Raw genomic sequence first — 26,144 nt, 5'->3', positions numbered from 1 at the left:
AGCGGTGGTGTCGTTCGTCGTGCGTGCCGTCGTGCAGGGCCGGCGGCGTGTTGACGTGAATGTTATGACAACAACATTTAATCAGGCAAGATGTTTTTCAAATAACATTTAAAAACCTGCGATGACCGATACTCCAGGGCTTGGACCAGAGGAACCCGAAGATGCGAAAGACCGCAGGAGCCGAGGCCCGGGCCGTGCGCCTGGCGAAGATGCAGGAACTCGTCGAGGCCGGCGGCCCGCTGCCCATCAAGCAGGCGGCCCAGCGGCTCGACGTGACCGAGATGACCATCCGCCGCGACCTGTCATCGGCCGACTCGCCGCTTTCGGTTCTCGGCGGTTATGTGCTGGCGACCACGCTGCCGGGCGCCGAGCGCTATTCGCTCGACGAGGCCAGCGACCAGCACGCCGCCAACAAGCGCCTGGCCTGCGAGCGCGCGGCCGAGTGGGTGCAGCCGCACGACAGCCTGTTCATCGACTGCGGGACCACGATGGTCCATTTCGCGGAAGCGCTGCCCCCTGGCATGCCGTTGAGCGTGGTGTGTTACTCCTCGAACATTGCGGCAGTGCTGAGCCGGCGGCCGAATACGCAACTGATGCTGATGGGCGGGCTGTACCACCCGTCATCGGCCACTTTCTTTTCCGACGAAGGGCTGCAGTACCTCGACAAGCTGGGCGTGAACAAGGCCTTCATCTCGGCCGGCGGACTCGACGTTGCGCGCGGCGCGAGCTGTTCCAACTTTCATGAGGTGCCGGTGAAGCAGGCGGCCATACGCAGCGCGTCGGAGAGCTTTCTCATCGTCGACGAGAGCAAGCTCGGCACGCTGAGGCCCGCGTTCTTCAGCCCGCTGCGGGCCTTCGCGCGGATCCTGGTGGGCGGCGCGCCCACTGCGGCCGTCAAGAAGCAATTCAAGGAACTGCCGGTGGAATTCGCGCGGGGTGAAGTCGCATGAAGGCGCCTCCGACATCGGCCGCTGCATCAAAAGTGGCAGACGTCGGTGGAGACAACTGGTGCGCTATCCCGCGAGCGTGAAGGTTTCCCTCGAGCGCCGTCCGCCAGCGACGTCAGTTCAATCCGGCGATCGGGATTTTTCTGCTCGCTGTCCCGTCGGCGCCCCGCGATGCAGTGCGACGCCAGGCGTATCCAGCACCAGTTTCAGTACGCTGCCGTGGGTGGAGTCGGTCACGAAGAGCGTGGCCTTGTCGGGGCCGCCGAAAGCGATGTTGGTCGTCGAAGCACCGGCCGGGCCGCGCAGCACCATCACCGGCTCCGCGCGCTGGTTGAGCACCCACACATAGCCGAGGCCGGGGTTGGCGACCAGCAGCCGCCCCAGCGCATCGACCGCGAGCCCGTCGGGACCGCTGGGGCCATACGACGTGAAGAACTGGCTCACCTTCGCCACGCTGCCGTCGGGCAGCAGCGGCACGCGCCAGACGCAGTTGCCGCGCGTCACCGCGAGGTACAGGAGCTTGCCGTCCGGCGAGAGCGCCACGCCGTTCGGGCTCGGCACGTTCGACAGCAGCAGGTCGAGCTGGCCGTTCGGCCGCAGCCGGTACAGGCGGCCCGACGGATCGTGCAGCCCGCTCTGCCCCTGGTCGGTGAAGTAGATGTTGCCCTCTGCATCGAGCACAAGGTCGTTGACGCCCTTGAAGCTCTCGCTGTTGCGCCGCTGCAGGTGCGGCGCGACCTGGCCGGTGCGTACGTCCACGCGCATCAGGCCGTTCTTGTAGTCGGTGACGAGCAGCGTGTGCGCATCGATGAACTTCATGCCGTTCGGCTCGCCGTCGTATGCGGCAACCTGCGTCCAGGTTCCCGCGGCATCGATGCGGAAGATGCGGCCGAAAGGAATGTCCGAGACATAGAGGTTGCCGGCGTCGTCGAACACAGGGCCTTCGAGAAAGGAGTCGGTGGGCTGGCCGCCGCGGTTGGCGTCGGCCCACACGCTCGGCACCCGGCGGCGCAAGGCCTCGGGCATGGTGGTGAAGGTCTCGAGCTCCAGCACCTGGGGCGGCTGCAGTAGGTACAAATCGGTCTCCTTGGGCGCTGTGGCGCGCGATTCTGAAGGGCGCAGCGACTGCGCGAGTCAGCCGGCCGCGAAGCCGTAGAGCTTCGCCGGGTTGTCGACCAGGATGCGATCGCGCACGGCCACGTTCGGGCACCAGCTCATGAGCACATCGGCCAGGTCGGCATCGTTGACGGTACCCGCGACTTCGGTCGTGTGCGGCCAGTCGCTTCCCCACACCAGCCGCTCGGGCGCCGCCTCGACGAGTGCCCGGCCCAGCGGCGCGCAGTCGCCGTAGGCCGGCGCACCGTCGCGCGAGCGCATGTACACGCCCGACAGCTTGACCCACGTGTTGCCCGCATCCAGCAGCCGCCGCATCGCACCATAGGCCTCGCCGTCGACGCCACCGGCGGGGTCGATGCGGCCGATATGGTCGATGACCAGCGGCACCGGCAGCGCCGCGAGCACGGGTTCGAGCTCGACAAGTTGCTCCGGCTGCGCGAAGACCTGGATGTGCCAGCCCAGCCGCGCGGCCTTGCGCGCGAGCGTGACGAGCATCTGCGACGTGGTCGTGCCCCAGGACTGCGGCGTGACGAAGTTGACCCGCAGGCCGCAGACGCGATGCGCGGCGAGCCGGTCGAGCTCGGCATCGGCAACGTCCTGGTCCACCACGGCAACGCCACGCGCGCGCTCGCCCAGTCGGGCCAACGCATCGAGCGTGCAGGCGTTGTCGGTGCCGTAGGTCGAGGGGTTGACGATCACCGTGCGCGCGGTGCCCAGGCGCTGCTGCAGCAGCCGATAGGCGCCCACCTCGGCCCGCGGCGGCTGGCGCTTCCAGTGCGACGATGCAGCGAACCGCGGATCGAAGATGTGCATGTGGCTGTCGCAGGCGTCTTGCGGCAGCGCGAGCGTGGGGCGGTTCAGCCCCACCGAGTGCGGAACCGGTTGCGAGAGCGGCGGGGCGGTCATCGGGGTGTTCGGCATTCAGTCGAGCTTGATATTGCCCTTGCGGATCACGTCGGCCCATTTCGCATCTTCCTTCTTCAGGAACACGGCGAACTCGGCCGGCGTCGAGCCGACCGGCTGCACGCCCACGTCGACGAAGCGCTGCCTGACCTCGTCTTCCTTCAGCACTTCGACCACGGCCTTGTGAAGCTTGTCCGCCACTGCGGCGGGCGTGCCGGCCGGCAGCAGCAGGCCGTTCCATTCGTAGGCCTCGTAGCCGGGTGCGACGGTCTCGGCGATGGTCGGCACATCGGGCAGGCGCGGCGAGCGCTGCGGCGACGACACCGCCAGCGCGCGCAGCTTGCCGCTCGCGACCAGCGGGTACGACGCGGCAATGGTGCTGAACATGAAGTCGACCTGCCCGCCCATCGTGTCGACGATGGCCGGGCCGCCGCTCTTGTAGCCTACGTGCACCATGTCCAGGCCAAGCCGCTGGCGCAGCAGTTCGGCGGCGAGCCGTTGCACGGTGCCGCTGCCGCCCGATGCGAAGTTGATCTTTCCCGGCTCGGCCTTGGCCCGGTCGGCGAGGTCCTTGATGGACTTGACCGGCGACTCCGCCCGCACGATGACGATGTTGGGCGCGAGCGAGACGAGGGCGAGCGGCTGCAGCGCATTGGCCGCAAAAGGCATGCGCGCAAAGAGGTGCGGGTTGATCGAGTACGGCGTGGCGTCGTAGAGCACCGTGTAGCCGTCGGGCGCGGCCTTGGCCGCGAAGCTCGCGCCGATGGTGCCGCTCGCGCCGGGCTTGTTGTCGACGATCACGCTGGTGCCCAGCTTCGCGCCGACGCGCACCGCCAGCACACGCGCGAGCGCATCGGCCGAGCCGCCCGGCGCATAGGGTACCACGAGGGTGATGGGACGTTCCGGAAAAGCCGCCTGTGCCGACGCGGCGACGAAAAGGCTTGCGGCGAGCAAGCGTCGAATGGAATGGATCATGGTTTTTCTGGCGGTGTTCATTCGGTCTTCAGATCGAGCGCGCGCGCGAGCTCTCCGTACAGCTTGACCTCCTGCGCCAACTGGGCGCCGAACGCCTCTGAACACGTGTTCTGCGCTTCCATGCCGAGAGAGCGCAGCTTCTCCCGCGTGGCGGGGGCCTGCGTGAACTCGGTGGCGACGCGGCGCAGCGTGGCCAGCACGGCGGGCGGCGTGCCGGCCGGTGCCAGAAGGCCATACCACGCGTCCGCCGCGTAGCCCTTGACGCCAACCTCCTCGAAGGTGGGCACGTTCGGCAGCAGCGCCGAGCGCTTGGGTGCCGCCACCGCCAGCGCGGTGAGCTTGCCCGACTGCACTTGGGGCAGCACCGAGCCCAGCGTCGCGAACGAGCTGTCGACCTGCCCGCCCATGAGGTCGGTGATCGCCTGCGCCGCGCCTTTGTACGGAATGTGGTTCATCGACGTGCGCGTGAGCTGCGTGAACTGCGCGCTCGCGAAGTGGCCCGAGCTGCCCGAGCCCGGCGTGGCATAGGTGCGCTTGCCCGGCTCGGCCTTCACCGTCTGCAGGAATGCGTCCACCGACTTGACCGGCATCGACGGACCGACGACCAGCACCGTCGGGCTCGCGGCGAGCGAGCACACCGGCGCGAACGAGCGCACCGCATCGAACTTGACCCGCTGGCTGTACAGCGCGGGGATCATCGTGTGGTTGGTCGCCCCGAGCAGCAGCGTGTAGCCGTCGGCCGGCGCGGCGACGGCCGCCTCCGCCGCGAGGATGGTGTTGGCGCCGGGTTTGTTGTCGACGACGAAGGGCTGGCCGAGCGCGCGCGAGGCGTAGTCGGCAAAGGCGCGCGCGACCACGTCCGTGGGACCGCCGGCGGAGAAGCCGACGAGCACGCGAACGGATTTCGCGGGCCACGCTGGCGCCTGCGCATGCGTGGCCAGTGCCGCCGTCAATCCTGCCGCCGCCATGGCCCAGCGAAGGGGTGTAGCGATCTTCATGAATGTCTCCTTGGTCTCTTGTACATGGCGCAAGCCGGCAACTCAGGCGGCCGCGGCCTGGCGGGCCAGCACCTGCAGCAGATTCTTCGCGGCACCGACGCCCATGTTCACATAGGCATCGCCGGTCACGCCGCCGATGTGCGGGCTCAGCACGATGTTCGGCTCGGCCTGGAACGGATGCCCGGGCGCCATCGGCTCGACCGCGAAGCTGTCCAGGCCCGCCATGGCGACCTGGCCCGAGCGCACGGCCGCGAGCAGCGCGACCTCGTCGATCAGCCCGCCGCGCGCGGTGTTGACGACGATCACGCCGCGCTTGCATTGCGCGAGCGTCTGCGCATCGAGCAGGCCGCGGTTGTCCTCCGTCAGCGGGCAGTGCAGCGAGATGGCGTCGGATTCGCGCCAGAGCGTGGCGAGGTCCACCACCTCGACATGCGCCGGCACGTCCTTGGCGAACGGATCGAAACCCAGCACGCGCATGCCCAGCGCATGCGCCATGCGCGCGAAGCGCAGGCCGATCGCGCCCAGCCCGATGAGGCCGATGGTGCGACCGCCGAGCTCCAGGCTCTTGTGCGTGGCCTTGTCCCAGTGGCCGGCGTGCATGCGCCCATCCAGCGCCACCACCGACTTGGCACAAGCGAGCAGCAGGGCGAGCGCCTGCTCGGCGACGGCTGCCGCATTGGCGCCGACGGCCGCGACGACTTCGATGCCGCGCGCGCTCGCCGCCGCCTTGTCGATGGTGTCGGTACCGCTGCCGTGCTTGGAGATCACCTTGAGCGACGGTGCCGCGTCCATCACGGCCGAGCCCACCTTGCCGTAGCGCACGATGATGGCCACCGGGTCGTGCATGCGACACAACGCGACGAGGTCGTCCTCGGTCGGCGTCTTGCCCGCGTAGACGACCTCATGCCCTTCGAGCAGCGCGAGGGCCTGCGGCGCGAGGTCCGCGCCCGTGACGAGGATTGCGCTCACAGCGTTTCTCCTTCCTTGAGAACGCCGGCCGTGCGTAGCGCCGAGACCAGCCACTTGGCTGCCGTGTCGCCCTCGTGGATGGCCGCGATGCGCGCGGCTTCGTCCTTCACCTTCCTGGCGGCCAGCGGCAGCAGCGATTCGATCTTCTCGCGCTCCACCACGACCACGCCGTCGCCGTCGCCGATGACGAAGTCGCCCGGGTTCACCGTCACGCCGCCGATCGACACCGGATGGCCGATGCGCCCGCCGATGTTCTTGGTCGGGCCGTTGGGGTTGGTGCCGACCGAGAAGACCGGGAAGTCCATCTCGTCGATCTCCAGGCTGTCGCGGCATGCGCCGTCCATCACGACGCCGGCGATGCCCAACTTCTTGCAGGCGGTCATCATGATCGCGCCCATGAGCGCTGCGCCCTGGTCGCCCTTGCCGTCGATGACGAGCACGTCGCCCGGCTGGGCCATCGCGATGGCGGCGTGGATCATCAGGTTGTCGCCGGGGCGCACTTCCACCGTGATGGCGTTGCCGGCGAGCTTCATGTGGGGGCGCAATGCCTTGATGCGGCCGTGCAAGGCGCCGCGGCGCCCGGCCACGTCGGCCAGGATCGCGGGCTGGAATTGCGCCGCCTGGGCCACGACGTGCGCGGGCACGCGTTCGAAGTTGCGGACGATGTCGGGAAGGGTCGAGGACATGGATGTGCTTTCAGGAAGTGAGGAATGAATCGGGTGGCGCTCAGTCCGGCTTGATGCCGGCGTCCTTGATGACCTTGGCCCACTTGGCCAGGTCCGCTTTCTGGGTGTCGGCGAGTTGCTGCGGCGTGCTTCCCACGAGGGTGACGCCGAGCTTGTCGGCCATTGCGACGAGCTCGGGTTCCTTCAACTGGCGCACCACTTCGTCGTGCAGGCGCTGCACCACCGGGGCGGGAGTGCCGGCCGGCGCATAGACGGCCTGCCACTGCTCCACCACGAAATCCTTGAAGCCCGCCTGCCCCATGGTCGGAACGTCGGGCAGCGACTTCAGGCGCGCTGCCGAAGTGACGGCCAGCGCCCTGAGATGGCCGCTCTGGATGTGCGGGAGCGCGGCGGCCACGGGGGCGAACATGAAGCTCGCATGACCCGCCAGAACGTCCTGGATGGCCGGCGTGTCGCCCTTGTAGGGAACATGCGTCATCCTGGCCCCGGTCTGCAGCCGCAGGAGTTCGCCCTGCATCTGCAGCACCGTGCCATTGCCACCGGAGGCGAACGACAGCGCGTCGGGCCGCGCCTTCGCCTGCGCGACGAGGTCCGCGACCGTTCGGAAGGGCTGGCCGGCACCCACGATCAGCACGTGCGGAATGGTCCCGATGAGCGACACCGGCGCGAAGGCCTTGACGGGGTCGTACTGCATCTTCGCCAGCAGGTTCGGCACGATCGCCTGCGGGCCGATCGAGGTGCCCAGCAGCGTGTAGCCGTCGGGCGCGGCGCGTGCGACAAACGCCGAGCCGATCGTTCCGGTCGCGCCTGGCTTGTTGTCGACGATCACCGTGGCGCCGAGCGAGGCGCCCAGCCGCAGCGCGATGGCGCGGCCCAGGATGTCGGTCGTGCCGCCCGGCGGATACGGCACCACCCAGGTGATGGGCTTGCCGGCCGGCCACTGGCCTTGCGCGAAAGCGGGGAATGAGGCGGCGGCGAGGGCAGCAGCCAGGCCGAGCGCGCCGAACCGGCGCCGGGGGATGCGGGTCATGGAGTCTCCGGAATCGTTGCGGGGTGTTCGAACCCATAGAGTTCGGCGGGGTTGCGGACCAGCACGCGGTGCAACACACCCGCGCTGCCGGTCCAGTCGGAGAGCAGCGCCATCTGCTGCGCGTCGTCCGGCATCGCCTGGTGGCCGGCGGTGGCTGACGCGTGAGGCCAGTCGCTGCCCCAGAGCACGCGATCCGGCGCGGCTTCCAGGAAGCTGCGTGCCAGCGCAGCCACGTCTTCGTACCGGGGGGCACCCTTTTCGCTGACGATGTAGGCGCCGGACAGCTTGACCCAGGCTCGACGCTCCGAAAGCAAGCGAAGGATCAGCGCGTGCGCCGGATGCCGGCCGGCCATGGAGGGCGCGAGCCGGCCGAAATGATCGAACACGAGCGGCACCTGCAACCTGTCGAGCACGGCGGCCAGGCCGGGCCATGTGTCGACAGGCGCGAGCAACTGCAAATGCCAGCCCAGCGGTGCGATGCGGCGTGCGAGCGGCTCGATCTGCGAGACGGAATTGACGACACCGTGCGACAGGTTCAGGCGGATGCCGCGCACGCCGCAGGCGTGCAATGCCGACAGCTGGGCATCGCTGACCTGCTCCTCGATCACGGCCACGCCGCGCGCCCGGGCGCCAAAGGCCGCAAGCGCGTCGCACAAGGTCCTGTTATCGGTGCCGTAGGTCGATGGCGTCACGAACACGACCCGCTGCGTTCCCGTGCGCCGCTGCAGTTGGCGGTAGTCCGCCGCGCTGGCGTCCGGCGGCCTCAGCGCGGCACCTGGCGCCGCGGGATATCGCGCATCGTAGAGATGCACATGGCAATCGCAGGCATCCGGCGGAACGTCGACTGCGGTGCGGCCGCGCCCAGCCGAGAACGCAGCGACGAGCGTGTCCGCGCACGAAGCGGTGGGCAGAGCCATGCCGGGTCAGTCCATCTTGACGCCGGACGACTTCACGATCGCACCCCAGCGGACGCCATCGGTGCGGATCAGCGATGCGAATTTTTCGGGCGGGCCGGTCATCACTTCCGCGCCTTGCGCGGCAAGCTTCTTTTGCACGTCGGCAGCTGCAAGGGCCTTGTTGAAGGCCGTGTTCAACCTGGCGACGACCTCCTTCGGCATTGCGGCGGGGCCGGCGACGCCGAACCACGTGACCGCCTCGAAATCCTTGTAGCCCGACTCCGCCATGGTGGGCACCTCGGGCAGGTCGCGGTTGCGTTGCAGCGAGGTCACGGCCAGCGCACGCAACTGGCCGCTCTTGATCTGCGCGATCAGCGTCGGCACCGATGAGATGTACATCTGGATCTGCCCCCCGACCAAGTCGGTCAGGCCCTGCGAGGCGCCCTTGTAGGGCACGTGCGTGAACTGCACGCCCGCGGCCTTCTGGAACTGTTCGGTCGCCAGGTGGGCGACCGTGCCGTTGCCCGAACTCGCGTAGTTGAGCGCGGTGGGCTTGGCCTTCGCCGCGGCCACCACGTCGGCGAGCTTCTTGTAGGGCGAGGCGGAGGCCACCACCAGCACCAGCGGTGCACTCGCCACAAGGCCCACCGGTGCCAGGTCCTTCACCGGGTCGTAGGGCAGCTTGGCATAGAGCGACGGGTTGATCGCGAGGTTGCTGGTCTGACCCAGCACCAGCGTGTAGCCGTCGGGATTGGCCTTGGCTGCGGCATCGACACCGATGTTGCCGCCGGAGCCGGGCTTGTTGTCGATGACGATCGACCAGCCTTCGGTGGTCGCGACCTTGTTGGCCACCTCGCGGGCAATGATGTCGGTGCCGCCGCCCGGCGGGAAAGGCACCACGAGGCGGATGGCGCGCGAGGGATAGGCCTGCGCCAGTGCCATGCCGCAGGTGAGCATGAGGACAGCGCCGAGCGCTGCACGACGGGAAAGCGAGCTGTGGCTCGAGGTGCGCATTTGTTTGTCTCCGAATCGTTCGAATGGGTCCCGAAGCGGTGCTCCAGGGCATGCAGCGACTCTAGATTTGCGTTCCACTATCTACAATGGTGGTCCACGGCACGCAACATGGACCATTGAGTGAAACAAGAAGCCAAAAAAATTCCTGCTGAGAAAGGCGCCGTCAAGGCGGTGAAGACCAAGCGATCGGCCCAGGTCGTCGAGGCGCCGCGCGAGGCTGACCTCGAAGCCACCGGAGGCGTGACCGCGGTGACCCGGGCTCTGCATCTCCTTGATGCGTTTGGGATGCAGGACGAGCGGCTTTCGCTCGCCGAATTGACGCGGCGCAGCGGCATGCACAAGACCACGGCGCTGCGGCTGCTTCGCACGCTGGCGCTGGCCGGCTATGTGGTGCAGCGCGACGACGGCGAATGGCGGCTCGGCCCTGCGGCCGGCTGGCTCGGCGCTCGCTATCAGGCCAGCTTCGACGCCAACAACGTGGTGGAGCCGATGCTCCTCGCGCTATCGCACGCCACCGGCGAAAGTGCGGCGTTCTATGTGCGCGAAGGCAATTCGCGCACATGCCTGGCGCGTGTGGAAGGGCCGCAACCCATTCGCCACCATGCGCGCATGGGCGCGATGCTCCCCTTGGAGCTCGGTTCTCCAGGGCGGGTCATTCTTGCGTTCTCGGGCGAACCCGGGAAGCTCTACGAGGACATTCGCAAGAAGGGCTATCACTTCTCCATCGGCGAACGCGAGAAAAACGTGGCGACGGTGTCCGCGCCCGTCTTCGGCCTGCGCTGGGCCCTGCTCGGCTCGGTGTGCATTTCCGGACCCGCCGACCGATTGCCCAAGGCGAAGCTCATCGGCCTGGCAAAGACGATCATGAAAGCCGCAAATGAGCTCTCGTATGCGCTCGCCGGTCGTCCTACTGCGCAAACGCCAACGGTTGTTTCCACATGGCATCCCTGAAGACACCGAACTGCGTCTCGAAGGCAACGAAGCGCGGCGAGGGCTGGCGCAGGCTGCGGGCGCTTCTTGGCGGAACTATGGGGCACTGTCCAGAACCAGAAACGTACGTCGCCACCTGGGTCGGCCCCTGCCGGATCACGGCCTGAGCCTTGCGCAAGCGCTCCCCGTTGGCGGTTATTGCGATACGTAATCCAGCACACGATTCAACGCGATCCCAGCATGCCAAAGGGTGTTCCGAATTCCGCCGACATGTACGGCATCTATAGCCGGCCTTGGGGGTTCGAGGTGTCGATCGTCAGGGCCGGCGTGCGATATCGCGAGGGGTTCGGCCAAGCCAGCTACGGCGGCAGTTCGCACGCGCTCCTGCACGCGCAGCGGTGGCGCGATGCCCTGGTGAAAAGCCTGCCGCCGGTCACGCGCCGCTCGCGGGCCGAGAAGATCCGGCCCAACAACAAGACCGGGGTGCCCGGCGTGTTCCGCCTGCTGTCGGCCCAGGGAAAGATGCTGGGGTGGCTCGCCAAGACCTACATCGCCCACGACCAGATCCTGCGGGCGCTGTTTCTTGTCAGCGACCAGGGCGGTGCCGGACGGTCGATGGCGATCCGGGAGCGCAAGCGCCAGTTGGCGCAGATGTCCGGGCTGGCGAAGGTACATCCGGCCGAAGAGGCGATCCGCAACGCGCCTGCCCACCCGATCGCGGGGCTTTCGCCGAAACGCTCGCCATCCGAGATCGTGCGAAAGAACAACCGCAGCGGCATTTCCGGCGTCACCTTCAAGGCGCCCCGGGCCCGGCATCCGGGCTACTGGATGGCCATCACCTACATCGCGGGAAAGGGCACGGTGAGCAAGGCGTTCTCGGTGGCCGAGCATGGCCACGACAAGGCCAGGACGCTCGCCGCGGAGGAACGCCAGCGCCAGTTGGAACAGAAGCGCCGCGGGAGTCGCGCTGCTTGAATCGAATGCGTCCGTGGCCGAGGATCGGGGCTTTGCCATGAAAACAATGCAGATCGCAATCTCCCTCGCATCCGGTGTCGATGTCTCGGCCCTGGCGGTGGCGTCGGCGGATGCCCAGGCCTGCCTTGTCCTGGCGCACGGTGCGGGCGCGGGGATGACGCATCCGTTCATGAATGCCGTCGCCGAGGGCCTGGCAGAGCGGCGCATCGCGACGCTGCGCTATCAGTTCCCGTACATGGAAAAAGGCCTGAAGCGCGTGGACTCGCCGGCGCTCGCCCACGCCACAGTGCGAGCGGCCGTCCGATGCGCTTCGCAGCATTTCGATGGCGTTCGGCTGTTCGCCGGCGGCAAGTCGTTCGGCGGCCGCATGACCTCGCAGGCCCAGGCGCTCGAACCGATGCCGGGCGTCGCGGGACTGGTCTTTCTCGGCTTTCCGCTCCACCCCTCGGGCGCTCCGTCCGTCGATCGCGCCGCCCATCTGTACGAGGTCGAGGTGCCGATGCTGTTCGTGCACGGCACGCGCGACAAGCTCGCGGAGCCCGCGCAGATGCGGCCCGTGCTTCGCGGCCTGGGATCACTGGCGACATCGATGGAGATCGAGGACGCCGACCACTCGTTCAGCGTGCCCAGGCGCAGTGGGCGCTCGAACCAGGACGCGCTCGACGAAGCGCTCGATGCGCTGGCCATGTGGACACAGGCCTGGCGCATCGGCTGAGCAACTAACTCGCCAGCGCCCGCATCTGGGCGATCAGATCCGCCTTCCCTTCGAAGCCGATGCCCGGCAGCGGCGGCAGCGTGACATAGCCGTCCTGCACCTTCACGCCGTCGGGGAAGCCGCCGTAGGGCTGGAACAGGTCGGGGTAGCTCTCGTTGCCGCCCAGGCCCAGGCCCGCGGCGATGGCCAGCGACATCTGATGGCCGCCGTGCGGAATGCAGCGCGAGGGCGACCAGCCGTGTGCCTTCAGCATGTCGAGCGTGCGCAGGTATTCGACGAGGCCGTAGCTCAGCGCGCAGTCGAACTGCAGCCAGTCGCGGTCGGGCCGCATGCCGCCGTGGCGGATGAGGTTGCGCGCATCCTGCATCGAGAACAGGTTCTCGCCCGTGGCCATCGGGCCGGCGTACACCTCGCCGAGCTTTGCCTGCAGTTCGTAGTCGAGCGGATCGCCGGCTTCCTCGTACCAGAAGAGCGGGTACTGCGAGAGCGCGCGGCCGTAGTCGATGGCGGTGGGCAGGTCGAAGCGGCCGTTGGCGTCCACCGCCAGTTGTTGGCCGGGGCCGAGGATCTTCAGCACCGACTCGATGCGTTCGCAGTCTTCGGCCAGCGTGGCGCCGCCGATCTTCATCTTCACGACCGAGTAGCCGCGCTCGAGGTAGCTGGTCATCTCGCGCTGCAGCCCTTCGACGCCCTTGCCGGGGTAGTAGTAGCCGCCCGCGGCGTACACGAACACGCGCGGATCGGGCGTGCCGCTGCCGTAACGCTCGGCCAGCAGCTGGTAGAGCGGCTTGCCGGCGATCTTGGCGACGGCATCCCACACGGCCATGTCGATCGTGCCCACGGCCACCGAGCGCTCGCCGTGGCCGCCGGGCTTCTCGTTGATCATCATGCGGGCCCAGATCTTGTGGGGGTCGAGGTTCTCGCCGGTCTCGTCGAGGAGCGAGGCCGGCTCGGCCTCCAGCAGCCGCGGCAGGAAGCGCCCGCGGATCAGGCCGCCCTGGCCGTAGCGGCCGTTCGAGTTGAAGCCGTAGCCGATGACCGGCCTGCCGTCGCGGATCACGTCGGTGACCACGGCCACCAGGCTCAGGGTCATCTTCGAGAAGTCGATGTAGGCGTTGCGGATGTCCGACTTGATGGGACGCGTGGACTCGAGGATGTTGACGATTTTCATGCTGAGGGGTGGGGGAGAATCCCACCGTGGTTGAAGGTGCAGTGCAGGAAGAAGGCGTGCATCTTTTTCCGGGCGGGCTTGCACCGTCCAATACTCCAATTGCATACAACTATTCAATCGCGCTGCGCATCTGCACATGGGCCCCGGCAACCGACCCCTCGATCTCGAATGGCTGGAAGATTTCCTGGCCTTGGCCGAGACCGGTAATTTCTCGCGCGCGGCCGAGGCGCGCTCCATCGCGCAACCCGCCTTCAGCCGGCACATTCGCGCGCTGGAGGAGTGGGTGGGCGTCGACCTGTTCGACCGCAGCGCGCATCCGGTCACGCTGACCGCGGCGGGCAAGCGCTTCCGGCCGCTGTTGCAGGAGGTGCTGGCCGGCCTGCAGGCGGCCCGCGTCGAAGCGCGTGACGCGCACGACCTGGACGCGGCCAGCCTGAGCTTCGCCGCCACGCACGTGCTGTCGCTCACCTTCTTCCCGCGTTGGCTGGGCAGTGTGGAGGCCCGGCTGAGCACGGGGCCGATCCAGACCATCTCCGACAGCTCGCAGGCCTGCGAAGACCTGATGCTGCAGCGCCGCGTGCAGTTCGTGCTGTGCCACGGCCATGCCGGCGCGCCCGGCCGGCTCGACGAGGCGCAGTACCCCGTGCAGCGCCTGAGCGGCGACGTGCTGGTGCCGCTCGCGGCGCCCGATGCAAACGGCGCGCCCCGGCATGCGCTCGGCGCGCAACCGCCGCCTTCGGTGCTGGCCTACAGCGAGGCCTCGGGGCTCGGGCGGATCATGCGGTCGATCCAGGACAGCGAGTTCGGCAAGGACTTCGCGCCCTCGCTGTCGGTGGTCTTCACAGCGCACCATGCCGCGCTGCTCAGGACCATGGCGCTCGAAGGCCGCGGCCTCGCGTGGCTGCCGATGAGCCTGGTGGCGGAGGACCTGCGCAGCGGCGCGCTGGTGGACGCCGGCGCGGGCGGCTGGCGCGTGCCGGTGGACATCCGGCTGTACCGTCAACTCGCCGTCATGACGCCGGTGGCCGAGGCGCTGTGGCAACTGGTCGGCGGCGGCGGCGATCCCTAGCGCGTCTTGACGGCCTGCGGCGTGCGCCGCGACACACATCGGGGCGATGTCCTGCATTCCCCGTCGTCGCCGGCTGGCGAGCCGCGCGCTGCGCCTCCGGAAACTCGGGTGTTCCACAGGAGATTTCCCATGAGTTCCAGAACCAAAGCCCCCGCCCACGAGGAGCCGGAGATCACGCAAGAGGAGTCCGTGCCCAGCGACGGACGGGACACCGAAGGCGAGGAGATGATGAAGCAGGTGGTCAACCGCAAGCTCGAGGACCCGGGCCTGGCGGAAGACAAGACGCCGCAAAAAGCGGAGAAGTCGCGAGAGCGCAAGTCCTGACGCCGCGGTCCAGGGTCGCGTCCATGAACGGCAACGCAGCCACCGCCAGCGCAGAAACTTCCCACGCGTCCGCCACATCGGCATCGCTCTGGCAGCGCAGTCGCCGCTGGGTGTTGCCGCTGGTCGGCATCGCGATCCTCGGGCTCTTGCTGTCGCATGCGCACAAGGTCGACTGGGCCGGCGCATGGCATGCATTGCAGCGTTATTCGCCTTGGCTGCTGCTCGGCGTGCTGGGCCTTGCCACCGCGAGCCACGCGCTGTATGGCTGCTTCGACCTGATCGGGCGGCGGCATACGCACCATGTGCTGCCGCGTTGGCGCACCTGGGCGATTGCGGTCACCAGCTATGCCTTCAACCTGAATCTCGGCTCGCTGGTCGGTGGCATTGCGATGCGTGCGCGCTTGTATGCGCGTGCGGGCCTCGACGAAGCGACGGTGGCGCAGATCGTCGGGCTCAGTCTTGTGACCAACTGGCTGGGGTATGGGCTGCTAGCGGGCGGCCTGTTCGCCGCCGGTGCCATCGCGCCGCCGAGCCGGGCGCCGATCGGCGCGGGCGCATTGCGCGCGATCGGCGTCGCGATGATCCTGCTGGCCGTGGCGTACGTCGTGGCCTGCGCACTCTTGCGCGGCCGCGAATGGCGCTGGAGGAAACGGCGGCTGAGGCTGCCGAGCGCGAGGCTCGCGTTGATACAGCTCGCACTGTCGGCGACCAACTGGGCGCTGATGGGCTCCGCGATGTACCTGCTGCTCGGCCAGCAGGTGCCCTACACGACCACATTGGGCGTGCTGCTGGCCGCATCGATCGTGGGGGTGATCACGCCGATTCCCGCGGGGCTCGGGGTGCTGGAAGCCGTCTATCTCGCGCTGTTGTCAGGCAGCGTGAAGCAGGGTGCATTGATGGGCGCGGTGCTCGCGTATCGCGCGCTTTACTACCTGTTGCCGTTGGCCGGCGGGATGGCGCTGTATGTCTTTCTGGAGCGCCATGCGACGAGTCATCCGCCGCAAGGCGAGGTCGTCACAACTCGATGAATGCGGAGGTGGCCTTGTTCAGGACCAGCTTGCCCTTGGCGGTGATCGATTCGACCTGCGCCAGCTGGTGTATCGCGCGCTCGTCCGGCGCGTGCTCGGACGGCGGGATGAAGGCAGTCACCAGGTCGGCCGCACGCAGCACACGCAGCCTGTCGATGTCTGCGGGCGTGTGGACGACATAGGGCAATCTCTGCTCCGAAATCACCCGAAGAAACTCCATGGACATGAGCCGTCTCCTTGTCTTGATGGCGGTCCGGACATTGTGCGCACAAACAATTAGCTGCGGCTAATCCCTGCGGTGGGCATGCCCTTTTGACGCGCGTACGGAAGTTTTCACTTTGCCTGCGCGGTGCGGGCGCAACCGTTTGCCGCTGCACTGCAGCAGGCTATCTGCTGGCTTGAAGCGGCCACGCGGTGGTGTCGGACATCAGGATGTGCCAGAGCACCGGATCGATGCCATCGAAGGTCGCGCGGTAGCGATCGGACAGCCGGCCCTCCTCGGTCACGTCGCGGATCACGATGCCGTCGATGCGCTGCGGATTCGCGCGGTACACCTGCGCGTAGATTTCCGGATCGGCCTCGCCCGAATCGCCCACGAGCAGGAAGCGACGCTGCGGAAATTCGGTGAGCAGCCGGTCGATCACGCCGAGCTTGTGCGCACGCGAATCCTCGGCGCCGGGAATCAGCGTGCGCCACGTGGTGCTCTCGCGCAGGTGCATGCTGCCGGCCGGGAAGTCGTTGTCGCGAACGAAATCCGCGAGCGCGGGATACAGCTGGATCGGGCTCGCCGAGAGGTAGTGAAAGCGCGTGTCCGGCACCTGCGCCAGCGCGCGGTAATACGCGGCCATGCGGGGTGCCGCCTCGAAGCGCCGCGCGAAGGTGTTCAGCAGCATCTCGCGCCGGTCGCGCACCTGGGTGCGCTTGATGGTGTCGTCGATGTCCGAGATGACGGACACGCCCGCCGGCGGCACGACGAGCGCCTGGCCCCTGAAGCGGTGCAGCAGTTCGCCCGGTCCGGTCACGCCGTGGAACTGCAGCCACTGCAGCGGTGCCGCGGTGCGCGGCGCGTCGACCACCACGCGCAGGTTGCTGCGTCCGTCCGCCGTCGAGGGCGGCATCTTCACGCGGACCTGCGTGCCGTCGAAGACGACATCGATCAGCTTGCCTTCTTCCGATTCCGCATGGAACAGCGCGGTGCGCTGGTTGAAGCGCAGCCGTGCCGTGGGCGAGAGTTTCTTGAGGCTCAGCCCGAGGTAGCGCGCCAGCGCGGCGTCCAGGCCCCAGCGCCGTTCGCGCTCGAAGATCCAGGCGTGGATGTCGACCTCGATCCGGCCGTCGGCGGTGGGGCGCGCCGTGCCGGGCAGGAAGAGCGCCTCTTCATCGGGTTCAAGGGGTTCGGCGGCTTGCAGCGCCTGCAGCGGCGCGAGACCCGCGAGCAAGGCCGCACCCATCACCACGGAGCGCCGCTTCAGTTGCGGCGCGGACGGGAGGGCGGGGCGCTCGTCGTTCATGCGTGCGTGGGCGCGATGCGTTCGTAGGTCACGAAGCTGAAGCCCAGGCCGTCCTTGGCCGAGACGTGCGATTCGCGCTGCGTCTCGCGCCATGCCGCGCCGTCGAGTGCGGGCGCATGCGCATCGCCTTCGTAGTCGCGAGCGATTTCGGTCACGACCGCGCGCTGTGCCAGCGGCTCGGCCTCGGCGTAGATCTGCGCGCCGCCGATCACCCACACCTCGGGCGACGCAGCTTCTGCACAAAGCGAGAGCGCGTCGCGCAGGTTGCCCACCGGCACCGCGCCCTCGGCGCGCCAATCGGCCTGCCGCGTGACCACGATGTTCCGTCGGCCCGGCAGCGGGCGAAAGCGCGGCGGCAGCGAGTCCCAGGTCTTGCGGCCCATGATCACCGGCGCGCCGGCGGTCTGCTGCTTGAAGTGCACCATGTCCTCGGGCAGGTGCCAGGGGATCGTGCCGTTGGCGCCGATGACACCGTTGGCGGCGCGGGCGTAGATGAGGTTGATGCGGGGCTCGGTCATGTCGCTCGGTCGCTCAGACTGCCACAGGCGCCTTGATCGGATCGCCGTGCTTGTAGTCGAGCACCTCGAAGTCCTCGTACTGGTAGTCGAAGATCGAGTCGGGCTTGCGCTTGATGTTGAGCGTGGGGTAGGGGTACGGGTCGCGGCTCAGCTGCAGCTTCACCTGTTCGGCGTGGTTGCTGTAGATGTGGCAGTCGCCGCCGGTCCAGATGAAGTCGCCCACGTCCAGGTCGCACTGCTGCGCCACCATGTGCGTGAGCAGCGCGTAGCTTGCGATGTTGAAGGGAACGCCGAGAAAGATGTCGGCGCTGCGCTGGTAGAGCTGGCAGCTCAGCTTGCCGCGTTCGCCCTCGGCCTGCGGCGGCGCCACGTAGAACTGGAAGAACGCATGGCAGGGCATCAGCGCCATCTTCGAGAGTTCTGCCACGTTCCAGGCGCTCACGATGATGCGGCGCGAATCGGGGTTGGTCTTCAGGGTCTTGATGACGTCGGAAATCTGGTCGATGTGCCCGCCATCGGGCGTGGGCCAGCTGCGCCATTGCACGCCGTACACGGGGCCCAGGTCGCCGTCTTCGCGGGCCCATTCGTCCCAGATGGTGACGCCGCGTTCCTTCAGCCAGTTGTTGTTGCTCGACCCGGTCAGGAACCACAGCAGTTCCTGGATGATGGATTTGAGGTGCACCTTCTTCGTGGTCACCAGCGGAAAGCCCTCGTTCAGGTCGAAGCGCATCTGGTGGCCGAACACGCTCTTGGTGCCCGTGCCGGTGCGGTCGCTCTTGAAGACGCCGTGGGTGTCCACGTGGCGCATGAAATCTTCGTACTGGGAGCGGACGGGGCGGGTGGGCGTGGAGGTCATGGCAAGAGGTGCTCTCAGAGGCGGGTTTTCGAATTTTAAGTGCCCGGGCTTAGCATGGCGGGCATGAGCCAAGACCACCCCACGAATGGCCGCGAACATGGCCACCAGCACGGCCACGATCATGCGCACGATCACAGCGAGCTCGGCGAGATGGACCTGCGGGTTCGCGCCCTCGAAAGCGTGCTCACGCAGAAGGGCTACATCGATCCCGCTGCGCTCGACGCGCTGATCGACACCTACCAGACCCGCATCGGCCCGCGCAACGGCGCGCGGGTGGTGGCGCGGGCCTGGGTCGACCAGGCGTTCCACGACTGGCTGATGGCCGATGCCACGGCGGCCATTGCCTCGCTCGGCTACACCGGCCGGCAGGGCGAGCACATGGTGGCGGTGGAGAACACGGGCGATCAGCACCACATGGTCGTCTGCACCCTCTGCAGCTGCTATCCCTGGCCCGTGCTCGGCCTGCCGCCCACCTGGTACAAGAGCGCGCCGTACCGCTCGCGCGCCGTGAAAGACCCGCGCGGCGTGCTGGCCGATTTCGGCACGACGCTGCCCGAGAGCACGCGCATCCGTGTCTGGGATTCGACCGCCGAAGTGCGCTATCTCGTGATCCCGCAGCGACCCGCGGGCACCGAGGGCTGGAGCGAGGAAGCGCTCGCCGAGTTGGTCTCGCGCGATTCGATGATCGGCACGCGGCTGGTGGACGCACTTTCGACGGGGAGCGCCGCATGAGCTACGTCACGCATGCCGACCTCGGCGGCCAGCCCGGCTTCGGGCCGGTCACGCCGGAGCCCGAAGGCGAACTGTTCCACGCCGATTGGGAGCCGCGCGCGCTGGCCCTCACGCTGGCGATGGGCGCGACCGGCTCCTGGAACATCGATGCAAGCCGCGCGGTGCGCGAGACGCTGCCCGACTACCGCGACCTGAGCTACTACCAGATCTGGCTCGGCGCCCTGGAGCAACTGATGCTGCAGCGCGCGCAGGTCTTCCCCGACGAGATCTCCTCCGGGGAGATGAAGCACCCACCTGCGCCGGTCGCCCGCGTGCTGCAGGCCGCGAACGTGCCCGCGGTGCTCGCCAAAGGCTCGCCCACCGAGCGCCCCGAGCCGGGCCCGGCGCGATTTGCCGTCGGGCAGGCCGTGCGCACGCATCGGGGCAAGGTCGACCACCACACGCGGCTGCCGGGCTATGTGCAGGGCAAGCGTGGAACGATCGAGCGCGTCCACGGCGCGCATGTGTTCGCCGATGCGCATGCGCAGGGCCTCGGCGAACAGCCGCAGTGGCTCTACACCGTGGTCTTCGACGAGGCCGAGCTCTGGGGCGCCGGGGCGGCGCGCCAGAACCTTTCGGTGTCGGTCGATGCGTGGGAAAGTTATCTGGAGCCAGCCGCATGAAGAACGACATGCCGCCGCTGGCGCTTGCGCCCGGCATGCCGCGCGATGCCGACGGGCCGGTGTTCAGGGAGCCCTGGGAAGCACAGGCCTTCGCCATGACGCTGGCGCTGCATGAACGCGGCCTGTTCACCTGGGTCGAGTGGGCCGAGGCGCTTGCCGCACAGATCGCCATCGCGCAGGCGGCCGGCGACCCCGACACTGGCGACACCTACTACCGCCACTGGCTCGCCGCACTCGAAGGCCTCGTGGCCCGCAAGGGTGCGAGCTCGGGCGACGAACTCGCGCGCTACCGCCACGCCTGGGACCACGCGGCCGACCGCACGCCGCACGGGCAGCCGATCGAGTTGCGCGGCGAAGACTTTCCCGGCTAGACCCGGATCACGCGGCCGGGGTTGAGCGTGTTCTTCGGGTCGAGCCCGCGCTTGATCGTCCGCATCATCTCCAGCGCCACCGGCGACTTGTGCTTCTCGAGCTTGTCGACCTTGAGCGAGCCCACGCCATGCTCGGCCGAGAACGAGCCACCGAACTTCTCGACCGCGTCGTACACCAGCGTGTTGATGCGGTCTTCCTCGTTCTTCAAGAACGCCTTGGTGTCGATGTTCTCCGGCGCCTGCACGTTGTAGTGCAGGTTGCCGTCGCCCAGGTGGCCGAAGTTCACGAGCCGCACGCCGGCGATCTCGCGCTGCAGCAGCGCATCGGTCTCGGCCACGAAGGCGGGAATGCGCGACACCGGAATCGAGATGTCGTGCTTGATGTTCAAGCCCTCTTCGGCCTGCGCGAGCGGAATGCTTTCGCGGATGTGCCAGAGCTGGTGCGCCTGCGTGAGGTTTTCCGCCACCACCGCGTCGGTCACGCAGCCGTCCTCGAAGGCGGTTTCGAGCAGCGCTTCGAAGCGGGCGCGTGCGTGGTCTTCGGATTCGCTGTCGGAGTTCTCCAGCAGCACGCAGTAGGGCACCGCCGCATCGTCGATGAAGGGCACGCGCAATTGCGGCATGTGCTTGTCGACCAGGCTCAGCGCGAATTTGCCCATGACTTCAAAGCCCGTGAGTCCCGAGCCGAGGTGCTTGTGCGCCAGGCCCAGCAGCGTGACCGCATGGTCGAGCGAGGGCACCGCGGCCCAGGCCGTGAGCTGCGCGGCGGGCAGCGGGTAGAGCTTCATGGTCGCGGCGGTGATGATGCCCAGCGTGCCTTCGCTGCCCACGAAGAGATCGCGAAGGTCGTAGCCGGTGTTGTCCTTGCGCAGGCCGCTCGTGCCTTCCCAGATCTCGCCCTGCGGCGTGACCACTTCCAGGCCCAGGCACAGTTCGCGCGTATTGCCGTAGCGCACGACCTGGGTGCCGCCCGCGTTGGTCGCGAGGTTGCCGCCGATGGTGCAGCTGCCCTCGGCCGCAAGGCTCAGCGGGAAGAGGTAGCCCTCTTTCTCGGCGGCTTCCTGCAGCGTCTGAAGGATGCAGCCGGCCTCGACCGTCATCGTGAGGTTGGCGGCATCGAAGGTGCGAATCGCATTCAGCCGCTGCAGGCTCAACACCACCTGGGTGCCGCTCTCGTCGGGAATCGAGCCGACAGCCAGACCCGTGTTGCCGCCCTGCGGCACGATGGCCGTGCCGGCTGCGGCGCAGGCCTTGACCACATCGGCCACCTGCTGCGCATTGGCCGGTCGCACCACGGCGAGCGACTTGCCACGCGAGCGCTTGCGCCAGTCCTGCTCGTAGGCGGTGAGGTCGCCCTCGTTGAGCACATGCGCGGCGCCGACGATGGCGCGCAGTTGGTCGATCAATGCAGCAGGGGAAGCAGAAGAAGTCATTGGGCGGAAGCCTCCAGTTGACGGGCAGCGGCAGCGGCGGTCTTGGCGTGGCGCAGGCGAAGGCGCACATGCCAGGCGCAGGCCGCGAAGAGCACCAGGCACAGCAGCACCTCGACCAGCGCGAGGATTTGCCCCACGCCGTTGGTGTCGCTCCAGGCGCGCACCACGCCCTCGGTGAAATAGAGCCAGATCATCAGGCTGACCCAGCGGTAGGTGTACATGCGGTTCTTGTAGAGCCCCGCGAGCGGAATCACGAGCGGCAGCACCTTCAGCGCCAGCAGCGAGCCGCCCGGCCGCAGCGGCGCGAGCCACAGCTCCCAGGCCAGGCCCAGCACGATCAGGCCGACGAGGCTGCCCACGGCGGCCCATCGGGTGGCGCGGACGGAAGAGGGCGGAAGCGGCGAGTTGGGTTGCATGGGCGAACACCGCGGAACCGGCTTCGCCGGGCCGCTGGTGTTGCCCCCGGAAGGGGGTTGGCGCAGCGACACGAAGTGCGCGGAGACTGGGGGAGAGTTCAACTCCTATGATACCGGCCATGAATCGCCGGCAACTCTGGAGGGATCTTTCGCGTTTTCCGTGGCGCAACACCGCTGCGGTATTGGGCGAGCGTTTCCGCGAGGATCGCCTGGGCCTCACGGCCAGCAGCCTGACCTTCACGACCACCATCGCGATGGTCCCGTTCTTCACGGTGGCGCTGGCCCTCTTCACCGTGTTCCCCATGTTCGCCAAGATGCAGGGCCGCCTGCAGCGCTGGCTCATCGAGAGCCTGATCCCCGACAACATCGCGCGCCAGGTGCTCGGCTACCTGAACCAGTTCGCCAGCAAGGCGAGCGGCCTCGGTATCGCAGGCCTGATCGTGCTGCTGATCACCGCCATCGCGCTGATTCTCACGATCGACAAGACGCTCAACAACATCTGGCGCGTGCGCACGCCCCGGCCCTTCGCACAGCGGGTGCTGATCTATTGGGCGGCCATCACGCTCGGGCCGGTCATCCTCGCGGTGAGCCTGTCGACCACCTCGTACGTGGTTTCGGCCACGAGCGACGTGGTGGGGCGCGGCATGGTCAAGCTGTTCTTCGACACCTTCGAATTCGTGCTGCTGGCGGTCGGCATGGCCTCGCTCTATCACTACGTGCCCAACACCAACGTGCGCTGGTCGCATGCCTGGGCCGGCGGCATCTTCGTGGCGGCGGCCATCGAGATCGCCAAGCGCGTGCTTGCCTACTACCTGAGCCTCGTGCCGACCTATTCGGTGCTGTACGGCGCCTTTGCCACCTTCCCGATCCTGCTGGTGTGGATCTACGTGGCGTGGGTGATCGTGCTGTTGGGGGCGGTCATCGCAGCCTACCTGCCGAGCCTGCTCACGGGCGTCGCGCGACGCGGCGGCGCGGCCGGCTGGCCGCTGCAACTGGCCATGGAAACGCTGCAGCACCTGGCGCGCGCGCAGGCCACGCCAGCCAAGGGCATGGGAGCGACCGAACTGGTGACACGCATGCGGGTCGACACCCTGCAGCTCCTTCCGGTGCTCGAGACGCTGGTGGCACTCGACTGGATCGCCCCGCTGGCCGAGGAGCCCGCCAACGAGGACCCGCGCTACGTGCTGCTGGCCGATCCATCCACGCCCATCGAGCCGCTGCTCAAGGAACTGCTGATGCCGCAGGCCGAACCGCTCGAAGACCTGTGGCAGAAGGGGCCGCTCAGGTCGCTGCGCCTGGGCGACGTGCTGCTGATCTAGATCTTGACCTTGCCCAGCCAGATGTCTCGGTACATTGCCCAATCGCCCATGAACGAATAGAGCGGGCGCTTGAAGGAGGCGGGCTTGTTCTTCTCGAAGCCGAAGTGTCCGACCCAGGCGAAGCCGTAGCCCGCCACGAGCCCGGCCAGCAGCCACCACGGGTTGAGCGTGACCACCAGCGCCACCAGGCACAGCAGCGAGAGCGTCGAGCCTGCAAAGTGCAGGCGGCGGCACGTTCGGTTGGCGTGCTCGGTCAGGTAGAACGGGTAGAACTGCGCGAAGCTCTTGAAACGGCGCGGATCGACGGCAGATTCGGGGGCAGTCGTGGTGTTCATCGTACGGGTCTCCTGGGCGCTGGTGCGCCTTTTGGATGGGCTTTGTCCATAATAGCCACGACCCCGCGGCCGCACCAGCCCGGTCCTTCTTCACACCACTGACGCATCAGCCTTGAGCGCCTTGCCCGATCCTTCTGCCACCACCGATTCCGTCGATCCGGCCAGCAATGCGCTGTGGGTCGTCTGCCTGTGCGCCGAATGGTGCGGCACCTGCCGCGACTACCGGCCGCTGTTCGAGCAGGTGGCGCGCGCGCATCCGCAGTTGCGCTTCGGCTGGGTCGACATCGAGGACCACGCCGACATCGCCGACGGCTTCGACGTGGAAACCTTCCCCACGCTGCTGGTGGCCGGCGCCGACGGCACGCGCTTCCTGGGCCCGCTGCTGCCGCACGCCGAAACGCTGTCCCGCATGCTCGGCGCGCTGCAATCGCCGCAGCCGTCGAGCCTCGATGTCGATCTGCTCCTCGCCGTGCTGAACAAGAAGCCGGCGACGTTCTCGGTCTAACCGGCCTTTCTCCTCATGAACATCCTGATCTTCGGCGCCACCGGCATGGTGGGGCAGGGCGTGCTGCGCGAGTGCCTTTTGGCTCCCGACGTGGAACGCGTCGTCACGGTCGGGCGCAATGCCACGGGGCAGCAGCATCCCAAGCTGCAGGAGCTGGTCGTGAAGGACATGTACGACTATGCCGCCGTCGAGCCGCAACTGCAGGGCTTCGACGCCTGCTTCTTTTGCCTGGGCGTGTCGTCGGTCGGCATGAAGGAAGACGACTACCGCCGCATCACCTACGACCTCACGCTGGCCGCGGCCACCGTGCTCGCGCGGCTCAACCCGGGCATGACCTTCACCTACGTGACGGGCGCCGGCACCGACAGCAGCGAGCGCGGCAGGAGCATGTGGGCCCGGGTGAAGGGCGCGACCGAAAACGCCTTGCTGCGCCTGCCGTTCAAGGCGGCCTACATGTTCCGACCCGGCGTGATCCAGCCGCTGTACGGCGCGCGCTCCAAGACGCCGCTCTACCACGGCATCTACGTGGTGATCGCGCCTCTGCTGAGCCTCGCCTACCGGCTCTGGCCGGACAAGCTGACGACCACCGAGCAGATCGGCCTGGCCATGCTGGCCGTGGCCCGCAACGGCGCGCCGAAGGTGCTGCTCGACCCGGTGGACATCAACGCCTTGCGTTGACCGGCCCTCGCGACACGCGGCTGCGGCCCTGCGTTTCCCCTTGCCTGCCCGCACGATGAAGCAGACCGCCCCCGGCATCTCGCGCCGCCTGCTTCTTTGCGGCGCCTCGGGCGCGGCGCTGGCGGCGCATCCTGCCGTGAGAGCGCAGGGCAGCGCCTGGCCGCAGAAGCCGATCCGCCTCGTCGTGCCTTTTGCGGCGGGCGGCGGCACCGACATCGTGGCGCGCATGATCGGCCAGGTCCTGTCGCAGCAACTGGGCCAGCCCGTCGTGATCGACAACAGGCCCGGCGCCTCCACGCTCATCGGCACCGAGATTGCGGCCCGCGCGAGGCCCGACGGCTACACGCTGCTGCTCGCGGGCTCCACCAGCTACAGCGTGAATCCGGCATTGCGCGCGGCACGCGCCTACAACCCGTCGCGCGATCTCGCGCCCGTCGCCATCGTCGCGCGGGTGCCGCTGGTGTTGTTCGCGGGCGGCACCACGCCGTGGCACGCGCTTTCGGAACTGGTGGGCGCGGCCAGGGCGCGTCCCGGGCAGATCCGCTACGCCACTTTCGGCAATGCCTCGGGCTCGCACCTCGCCGGAGAACTGTTCGCGCTGGCCGCGGGCATCCGGCTGCAGGACATTCCGTACCGGGGCAGCAGCCAGGCGATGGCGGCGGTGATCGGCGGGGAGATCGACCTGGGCATCGACACCGTGGCCTCGGTCGCGCCGCATGCGCGTTCCGGCAAGGTGCGCGCGCTGGGCATCGTGGGCGCTGCGCGGTCCGGCCTTCTGCCCGGTGTGCGCACGCTGGCGGAGCAGGGCTTGCCCGAGGCCAGCTTCGACGCCTGGTACGGCGTTGCCGCACCCGCTCACACACCGGCGCCCGTGCTCGCGAGGCTCACGCGCGCCATGTCCGAAACGCTGGGCAACCCCGCATTGCAGGCGCAGTTGCGCGCGCAAGGCATCGAACCGACGATGGTCGGCGCGGCCGCCTTCCGGCAGCAGGTCGAAAGAGAAATTCCGCGCTACCGCGCGCTGGCGCACCGCGCGGGCATCGCGATGGACTAGGCCTGTTC

At 68.0% G+C, this 26,144-nt stretch carries 31 protein-coding genes; 14 read left to right on the top strand and 17 right to left on the bottom strand.

Annotation, left to right across the window (positions count from 1 at the left end):
• Window positions 1-161: 161 nt before the first annotated feature.
• On the top strand, window positions 162-950 hold the full coding sequence (locus J2W23_RS04945; protein WP_307647870.1) for a DeoR/GlpR family DNA-binding transcription regulator: 789 nt from the start codon (window positions 162-164) through the stop codon (window positions 948-950).
• A gap of 117 nt (window positions 951-1,067) precedes the next feature.
• On the opposite strand, the gene J2W23_RS04940 is transcribed toward J2W23_RS04945, so the two are convergent.
• The 9 genes from J2W23_RS04940 to J2W23_RS04900 are packed head-to-tail and all read right to left on the bottom strand — an operon-like array spanning window position 1,068 to window position 9,477.
• Complete coding sequence (locus J2W23_RS04940) at window positions 1,068-2,024, bottom strand: SMP-30/gluconolactonase/LRE family protein (RefSeq protein WP_307647869.1); 957 nt, start codon at window positions 2,022-2,024, stop codon at window positions 1,068-1,070.
• A 57-nt stretch (window positions 2,025-2,081) separates the two neighbouring features.
• Window positions 2,082-2,969, bottom strand: a complete 888-nt coding sequence (locus J2W23_RS04935) for an amidohydrolase family protein (RefSeq protein ID WP_307648069.1) — start codon at window positions 2,967-2,969, stop codon at window positions 2,082-2,084.
• 15 nt (window positions 2,970-2,984) lie between these two features.
• Window positions 2,985-3,941 carry a Bug family tripartite tricarboxylate transporter substrate binding protein gene (locus J2W23_RS04930; RefSeq protein ID WP_307647868.1) on the bottom strand — a complete coding sequence of 319 codons (957 nt, stop codon included), beginning with the start codon at window positions 3,939-3,941 and terminating at the stop codon, window positions 2,985-2,987.
• 17 nt (window positions 3,942-3,958) lie between these two features.
• Entirely contained in the window at window positions 3,959-4,939 is a 981-nt protein-coding gene (locus J2W23_RS04925) for a Bug family tripartite tricarboxylate transporter substrate binding protein (protein ID WP_373423875.1), read from the bottom strand.
• A gap of 42 nt (window positions 4,940-4,981) precedes the next feature.
• Complete coding sequence (locus J2W23_RS04920; protein ID WP_307647867.1) at window positions 4,982-5,908, bottom strand: NAD(P)-dependent oxidoreductase; 927 nt, start codon at window positions 5,906-5,908, stop codon at window positions 4,982-4,984.
• Complete coding sequence (locus tag J2W23_RS04915; RefSeq protein ID WP_307647866.1) at window positions 5,905-6,594, bottom strand: RraA family protein; 690 nt, start codon at window positions 6,592-6,594, stop codon at window positions 5,905-5,907. The genes J2W23_RS04920 and J2W23_RS04915 overlap by 4 nt, the downstream gene beginning before the upstream one ends.
• Window positions 6,595-6,634: 40 nt before the next feature.
• Complete coding sequence (locus tag J2W23_RS04910) at window positions 6,635-7,624, bottom strand: Bug family tripartite tricarboxylate transporter substrate binding protein (RefSeq protein ID WP_307647865.1); 990 nt, start codon at window positions 7,622-7,624, stop codon at window positions 6,635-6,637.
• On the bottom strand, window positions 7,621-8,541 hold the full coding sequence (locus J2W23_RS04905) for an amidohydrolase family protein (protein ID WP_307647864.1): 921 nt from the start codon (window positions 8,539-8,541) through the stop codon (window positions 7,621-7,623). Before J2W23_RS04905 ends, J2W23_RS04910 begins: the two co-directional genes overlap by 4 nt.
• Window positions 8,542-8,547: 6 nt before the next feature.
• On the bottom strand, window positions 8,548-9,477 hold the full coding sequence (locus J2W23_RS04900) for a Bug family tripartite tricarboxylate transporter substrate binding protein (protein ID WP_307648067.1): 930 nt from the start codon (window positions 9,475-9,477) through the stop codon (window positions 8,548-8,550).
• A gap of 228 nt (window positions 9,478-9,705) precedes the next feature.
• Between J2W23_RS04900 and J2W23_RS04895 the strand changes: the two genes are divergently transcribed.
• The 3 genes from J2W23_RS04895 (at window position 9,706) to J2W23_RS04885 (ending at window position 12,154) form a co-directional block, all read left to right on the top strand.
• Complete coding sequence (locus J2W23_RS04895; RefSeq protein ID WP_373423891.1) at window positions 9,706-10,485, top strand: IclR family transcriptional regulator; 780 nt, start codon at window positions 9,706-9,708, stop codon at window positions 10,483-10,485.
• A gap of 249 nt (window positions 10,486-10,734) precedes the next feature.
• Window positions 10,735-11,439 carry an AP2 domain-containing protein gene (locus J2W23_RS04890; RefSeq protein WP_176659005.1) on the top strand — a complete coding sequence of 235 codons (705 nt, stop codon included), beginning with the start codon at window positions 10,735-10,737 and terminating at the stop codon, window positions 11,437-11,439.
• A 37-nt stretch (window positions 11,440-11,476) separates the two neighbouring features.
• A complete protein-coding gene (locus J2W23_RS04885; protein WP_307647863.1) occupies window positions 11,477-12,154 on the top strand; it encodes an alpha/beta hydrolase family protein in 678 nt (225 codons plus the stop codon).
• A gap of 4 nt (window positions 12,155-12,158) precedes the next feature.
• Here J2W23_RS04885 and J2W23_RS04880 read toward each other — a convergent pair whose 3' ends face one another.
• Entirely contained in the window at window positions 12,159-13,325 is a 1,167-nt protein-coding gene (locus tag J2W23_RS04880) for a mandelate racemase/muconate lactonizing enzyme family protein (protein WP_307647862.1), read from the bottom strand.
• Between the two features lie 136 nt (window positions 13,326-13,461).
• On the opposite strand from J2W23_RS04880, the gene J2W23_RS04875 reads away from it, so the two are divergent.
• The 3 genes from J2W23_RS04875 to J2W23_RS04865 all read left to right on the top strand — a co-directional run bounded on the left by J2W23_RS04875 (window position 13,462) and on the right by J2W23_RS04865 (window position 15,746).
• On the top strand, window positions 13,462-14,394 hold the full coding sequence (locus J2W23_RS04875) for a LysR family transcriptional regulator (RefSeq protein ID WP_307647861.1): 933 nt from the start codon (window positions 13,462-13,464) through the stop codon (window positions 14,392-14,394).
• 129 nt (window positions 14,395-14,523) lie between these two features.
• The gene (locus J2W23_RS04870) at window positions 14,524-14,718 is read left to right on the top strand and encodes a hypothetical protein (protein ID WP_176658628.1); all 195 of its coding nucleotides are present in this window, start codon (window positions 14,524-14,526) and stop codon (window positions 14,716-14,718) included.
• A gap of 23 nt (window positions 14,719-14,741) precedes the next feature.
• The gene (locus J2W23_RS04865) at window positions 14,742-15,746 is read left to right on the top strand and encodes a lysylphosphatidylglycerol synthase domain-containing protein (protein WP_307647860.1); all 1,005 of its coding nucleotides are present in this window, start codon (window positions 14,742-14,744) and stop codon (window positions 15,744-15,746) included.
• On the opposite strand, the gene J2W23_RS04860 is transcribed toward J2W23_RS04865, so the two are convergent.
• From J2W23_RS04860 to J2W23_RS04845, 4 genes are all read right to left on the bottom strand, one after another.
• On the bottom strand, window positions 15,733-15,972 hold the full coding sequence (locus J2W23_RS04860) for a hypothetical protein (protein WP_176658626.1): 240 nt from the start codon (window positions 15,970-15,972) through the stop codon (window positions 15,733-15,735). The two genes, J2W23_RS04865 and J2W23_RS04860, sit on opposite strands and share 14 nt — an antisense overlap.
• A 160-nt stretch (window positions 15,973-16,132) precedes the next feature.
• A complete protein-coding gene (locus J2W23_RS04855) occupies window positions 16,133-17,257 on the bottom strand; it encodes a phosphatidate phosphatase App1 family protein (RefSeq protein WP_307647859.1) in 1,125 nt (374 codons plus the stop codon).
• On the bottom strand, window positions 17,254-17,775 hold the full coding sequence (locus J2W23_RS04850; RefSeq protein WP_307647858.1) for a dihydrofolate reductase: 522 nt from the start codon (window positions 17,773-17,775) through the stop codon (window positions 17,254-17,256). The genes J2W23_RS04855 and J2W23_RS04850 overlap by 4 nt, the downstream gene beginning before the upstream one ends.
• 13 nt (window positions 17,776-17,788) lie before the next feature.
• Window positions 17,789-18,631, bottom strand: coding sequence for a thymidylate synthase (locus tag J2W23_RS04845; protein ID WP_013540263.1), 843 nt, complete (start codon window positions 18,629-18,631; stop codon window positions 17,789-17,791).
• A 63-nt stretch (window positions 18,632-18,694) separates the two neighbouring features.
• Here J2W23_RS04845 and nthA point away from each other — a divergent pair, with 63 nt between their 5' ends.
• The 3 genes from nthA to J2W23_RS04830 are packed head-to-tail and all read left to right on the top strand — an operon-like array spanning window position 18,695 to window position 20,396.
• Window positions 18,695-19,363 (top strand): nitrile hydratase subunit alpha, encoded by a 669-nt coding sequence (gene nthA, locus J2W23_RS04840; protein ID WP_307647857.1) that lies wholly within the window; start codon window positions 18,695-18,697, stop codon window positions 19,361-19,363.
• Complete coding sequence (gene nthB, locus J2W23_RS04835; RefSeq protein ID WP_307647856.1) at window positions 19,360-20,025, top strand: nitrile hydratase subunit beta; 666 nt, start codon at window positions 19,360-19,362, stop codon at window positions 20,023-20,025. Before nthA ends, nthB begins: the two co-directional genes overlap by 4 nt.
• On the top strand, window positions 20,022-20,396 hold the full coding sequence (locus J2W23_RS04830; RefSeq protein WP_176658622.1) for a nitrile hydratase accessory protein: 375 nt from the start codon (window positions 20,022-20,024) through the stop codon (window positions 20,394-20,396). The genes nthB and J2W23_RS04830 overlap by 4 nt, the downstream gene beginning before the upstream one ends.
• Here J2W23_RS04830 and J2W23_RS04825 read toward each other — a convergent pair.
• Both J2W23_RS04825 and J2W23_RS04820 read right to left on the bottom strand, forming a co-directional pair.
• On the bottom strand, window positions 20,393-21,829 hold the full coding sequence (locus tag J2W23_RS04825; RefSeq protein ID WP_307647855.1) for an FAD-binding oxidoreductase: 1,437 nt from the start codon (window positions 21,827-21,829) through the stop codon (window positions 20,393-20,395). The two genes, J2W23_RS04830 and J2W23_RS04825, sit on opposite strands and share 4 nt — an antisense overlap.
• Window positions 21,826-22,245 carry a DUF2069 domain-containing protein gene (locus tag J2W23_RS04820; protein ID WP_307647854.1) on the bottom strand — a complete coding sequence of 140 codons (420 nt, stop codon included), beginning with the start codon at window positions 22,243-22,245 and terminating at the stop codon, window positions 21,826-21,828. The genes J2W23_RS04825 and J2W23_RS04820 overlap by 4 nt, the downstream gene beginning before the upstream one ends.
• Before the next feature lie 107 nt (window positions 22,246-22,352).
• On the opposite strand from J2W23_RS04820, the gene J2W23_RS04815 reads away from it, so the two are divergent.
• Complete coding sequence (locus tag J2W23_RS04815) at window positions 22,353-23,564, top strand: YihY family inner membrane protein (RefSeq protein ID WP_307647853.1); 1,212 nt, start codon at window positions 22,353-22,355, stop codon at window positions 23,562-23,564.
• Here the strand turns inward: J2W23_RS04815 and J2W23_RS04810 are convergent.
• On the bottom strand, window positions 23,561-23,899 hold the full coding sequence (locus J2W23_RS04810) for an Mpo1-like protein (protein ID WP_307647852.1): 339 nt from the start codon (window positions 23,897-23,899) through the stop codon (window positions 23,561-23,563). The genes J2W23_RS04815 and J2W23_RS04810 overlap by 4 nt on opposite strands.
• A 112-nt stretch (window positions 23,900-24,011) precedes the next feature.
• Here J2W23_RS04810 and J2W23_RS04805 point away from each other — a divergent pair, with 112 nt between their 5' ends.
• The 3 genes from J2W23_RS04805 to J2W23_RS04795 are packed head-to-tail and all read left to right on the top strand — an operon-like array spanning window position 24,012 to window position 26,136.
• Window positions 24,012-24,404, top strand: a complete 393-nt coding sequence (locus tag J2W23_RS04805) for a thioredoxin family protein (RefSeq protein ID WP_176658617.1) — start codon at window positions 24,012-24,014, stop codon at window positions 24,402-24,404.
• A gap of 15 nt (window positions 24,405-24,419) precedes the next feature.
• Window positions 24,420-25,082: an NAD-dependent epimerase/dehydratase family protein gene (locus J2W23_RS04800; protein ID WP_307647851.1), complete on the top strand. Its 663-nt coding sequence runs from the start codon at window positions 24,420-24,422 to the stop codon at window positions 25,080-25,082.
• Window positions 25,083-25,137: 55 nt separating this feature from the next.
• On the top strand, window positions 25,138-26,136 hold the full coding sequence (locus tag J2W23_RS04795; protein WP_176658615.1) for a Bug family tripartite tricarboxylate transporter substrate binding protein: 999 nt from the start codon (window positions 25,138-25,140) through the stop codon (window positions 26,134-26,136).
• Window positions 26,137-26,144 lie beyond the last annotated feature (8 nt).

The organism is Variovorax boronicumulans, assembly GCF_030812215.1.
Lineage (GTDB): Bacteria > Pseudomonadota > Gammaproteobacteria > Burkholderiales > Burkholderiaceae_C > Variovorax > Variovorax boronicumulans_C.
The sequence above is the reverse complement of the archived record's forward strand: the minus strand, read 5'-3'. Positions and strand labels throughout refer to the sequence as shown.

Coding starts and splice junctions, on each gene's coding strand:
- J2W23_RS04850 (WP_307647858.1), bottom strand. CDS start 17,775: ATGACCGAGCCCCGCATCAACCTCATCTACGCCCGCGCCGCCAACGGT.
- J2W23_RS04925 (WP_373423875.1), bottom strand. CDS start 4,939: ATGAAGATCGCTACACCCCTTCGCTGGGCCATGGCGGCGGCAGGATTG.
- J2W23_RS04800 (WP_307647851.1), top strand. CDS start 24,420: ATGAACATCCTGATCTTCGGCGCCACCGGCATGGTGGGGCAGGGCGTG.
- J2W23_RS04880 (WP_307647862.1), bottom strand. CDS start 13,325: ATGAAAATCGTCAACATCCTCGAGTCCACGCGTCCCATCAAGTCGGAC.
- J2W23_RS04915 (WP_307647866.1), bottom strand. CDS start 6,594: ATGTCCTCGACCCTTCCCGACATCGTCCGCAACTTCGAACGCGTGCCC.
- J2W23_RS04795 (WP_176658615.1), top strand. CDS start 25,138: ATGAAGCAGACCGCCCCCGGCATCTCGCGCCGCCTGCTTCTTTGCGGC.
- J2W23_RS04935 (WP_307648069.1), bottom strand. CDS start 2,969: ATGACCGCCCCGCCGCTCTCGCAACCGGTTCCGCACTCGGTGGGGCTG.
- J2W23_RS04885 (WP_307647863.1), top strand. CDS start 11,477: ATGAAAACAATGCAGATCGCAATCTCCCTCGCATCCGGTGTCGATGTC.
- J2W23_RS04820 (WP_307647854.1), bottom strand. CDS start 22,245: ATGCAACCCAACTCGCCGCTTCCGCCCTCTTCCGTCCGCGCCACCCGA.
- J2W23_RS04870 (WP_176658628.1), top strand. CDS start 14,524: ATGAGTTCCAGAACCAAAGCCCCCGCCCACGAGGAGCCGGAGATCACG.
- J2W23_RS04825 (WP_307647855.1), bottom strand. CDS start 21,829: ATGACTTCTTCTGCTTCCCCTGCTGCATTGATCGACCAACTGCGCGCC.
- nthA (WP_307647857.1), top strand. CDS start 18,695: ATGAGCCAAGACCACCCCACGAATGGCCGCGAACATGGCCACCAGCAC.
- J2W23_RS04830 (WP_176658622.1), top strand. CDS start 20,022: ATGAAGAACGACATGCCGCCGCTGGCGCTTGCGCCCGGCATGCCGCGC.
- J2W23_RS04900 (WP_307648067.1), bottom strand. CDS start 9,477: ATGCTCACCTGCGGCATGGCACTGGCGCAGGCCTATCCCTCGCGCGCC.
- J2W23_RS04910 (WP_307647865.1), bottom strand. CDS start 7,624: ATGACCCGCATCCCCCGGCGCCGGTTCGGCGCGCTCGGCCTGGCTGCT.
- J2W23_RS04810 (WP_307647852.1), bottom strand. CDS start 23,899: ATGAACACCACGACTGCCCCCGAATCTGCCGTCGATCCGCGCCGTTTC.
- J2W23_RS04845 (WP_013540263.1), bottom strand. CDS start 18,631: ATGACCTCCACGCCCACCCGCCCCGTCCGCTCCCAGTACGAAGATTTC.
- J2W23_RS04945 (WP_307647870.1), top strand. CDS start 162: ATGCGAAAGACCGCAGGAGCCGAGGCCCGGGCCGTGCGCCTGGCGAAG.
- J2W23_RS04875 (WP_307647861.1), top strand. CDS start 13,462: ATGGGCCCCGGCAACCGACCCCTCGATCTCGAATGGCTGGAAGATTTC.
- J2W23_RS04905 (WP_307647864.1), bottom strand. CDS start 8,541: ATGGCTCTGCCCACCGCTTCGTGCGCGGACACGCTCGTCGCTGCGTTC.
- J2W23_RS04865 (WP_307647860.1), top strand. CDS start 14,742: ATGAACGGCAACGCAGCCACCGCCAGCGCAGAAACTTCCCACGCGTCC.
- J2W23_RS04815 (WP_307647853.1), top strand. CDS start 22,353: ATGATACCGGCCATGAATCGCCGGCAACTCTGGAGGGATCTTTCGCGT.
- J2W23_RS04855 (WP_307647859.1), bottom strand. CDS start 17,257: ATGAACGACGAGCGCCCCGCCCTCCCGTCCGCGCCGCAACTGAAGCGG.
- J2W23_RS04930 (WP_307647868.1), bottom strand. CDS start 3,941: ATGATCCATTCCATTCGACGCTTGCTCGCCGCAAGCCTTTTCGTCGCC.
- J2W23_RS04860 (WP_176658626.1), bottom strand. CDS start 15,972: ATGTCCATGGAGTTTCTTCGGGTGATTTCGGAGCAGAGATTGCCCTAT.
- nthB (WP_307647856.1), top strand. CDS start 19,360: ATGAGCTACGTCACGCATGCCGACCTCGGCGGCCAGCCCGGCTTCGGG.
- J2W23_RS04890 (WP_176659005.1), top strand. CDS start 10,735: ATGTACGGCATCTATAGCCGGCCTTGGGGGTTCGAGGTGTCGATCGTC.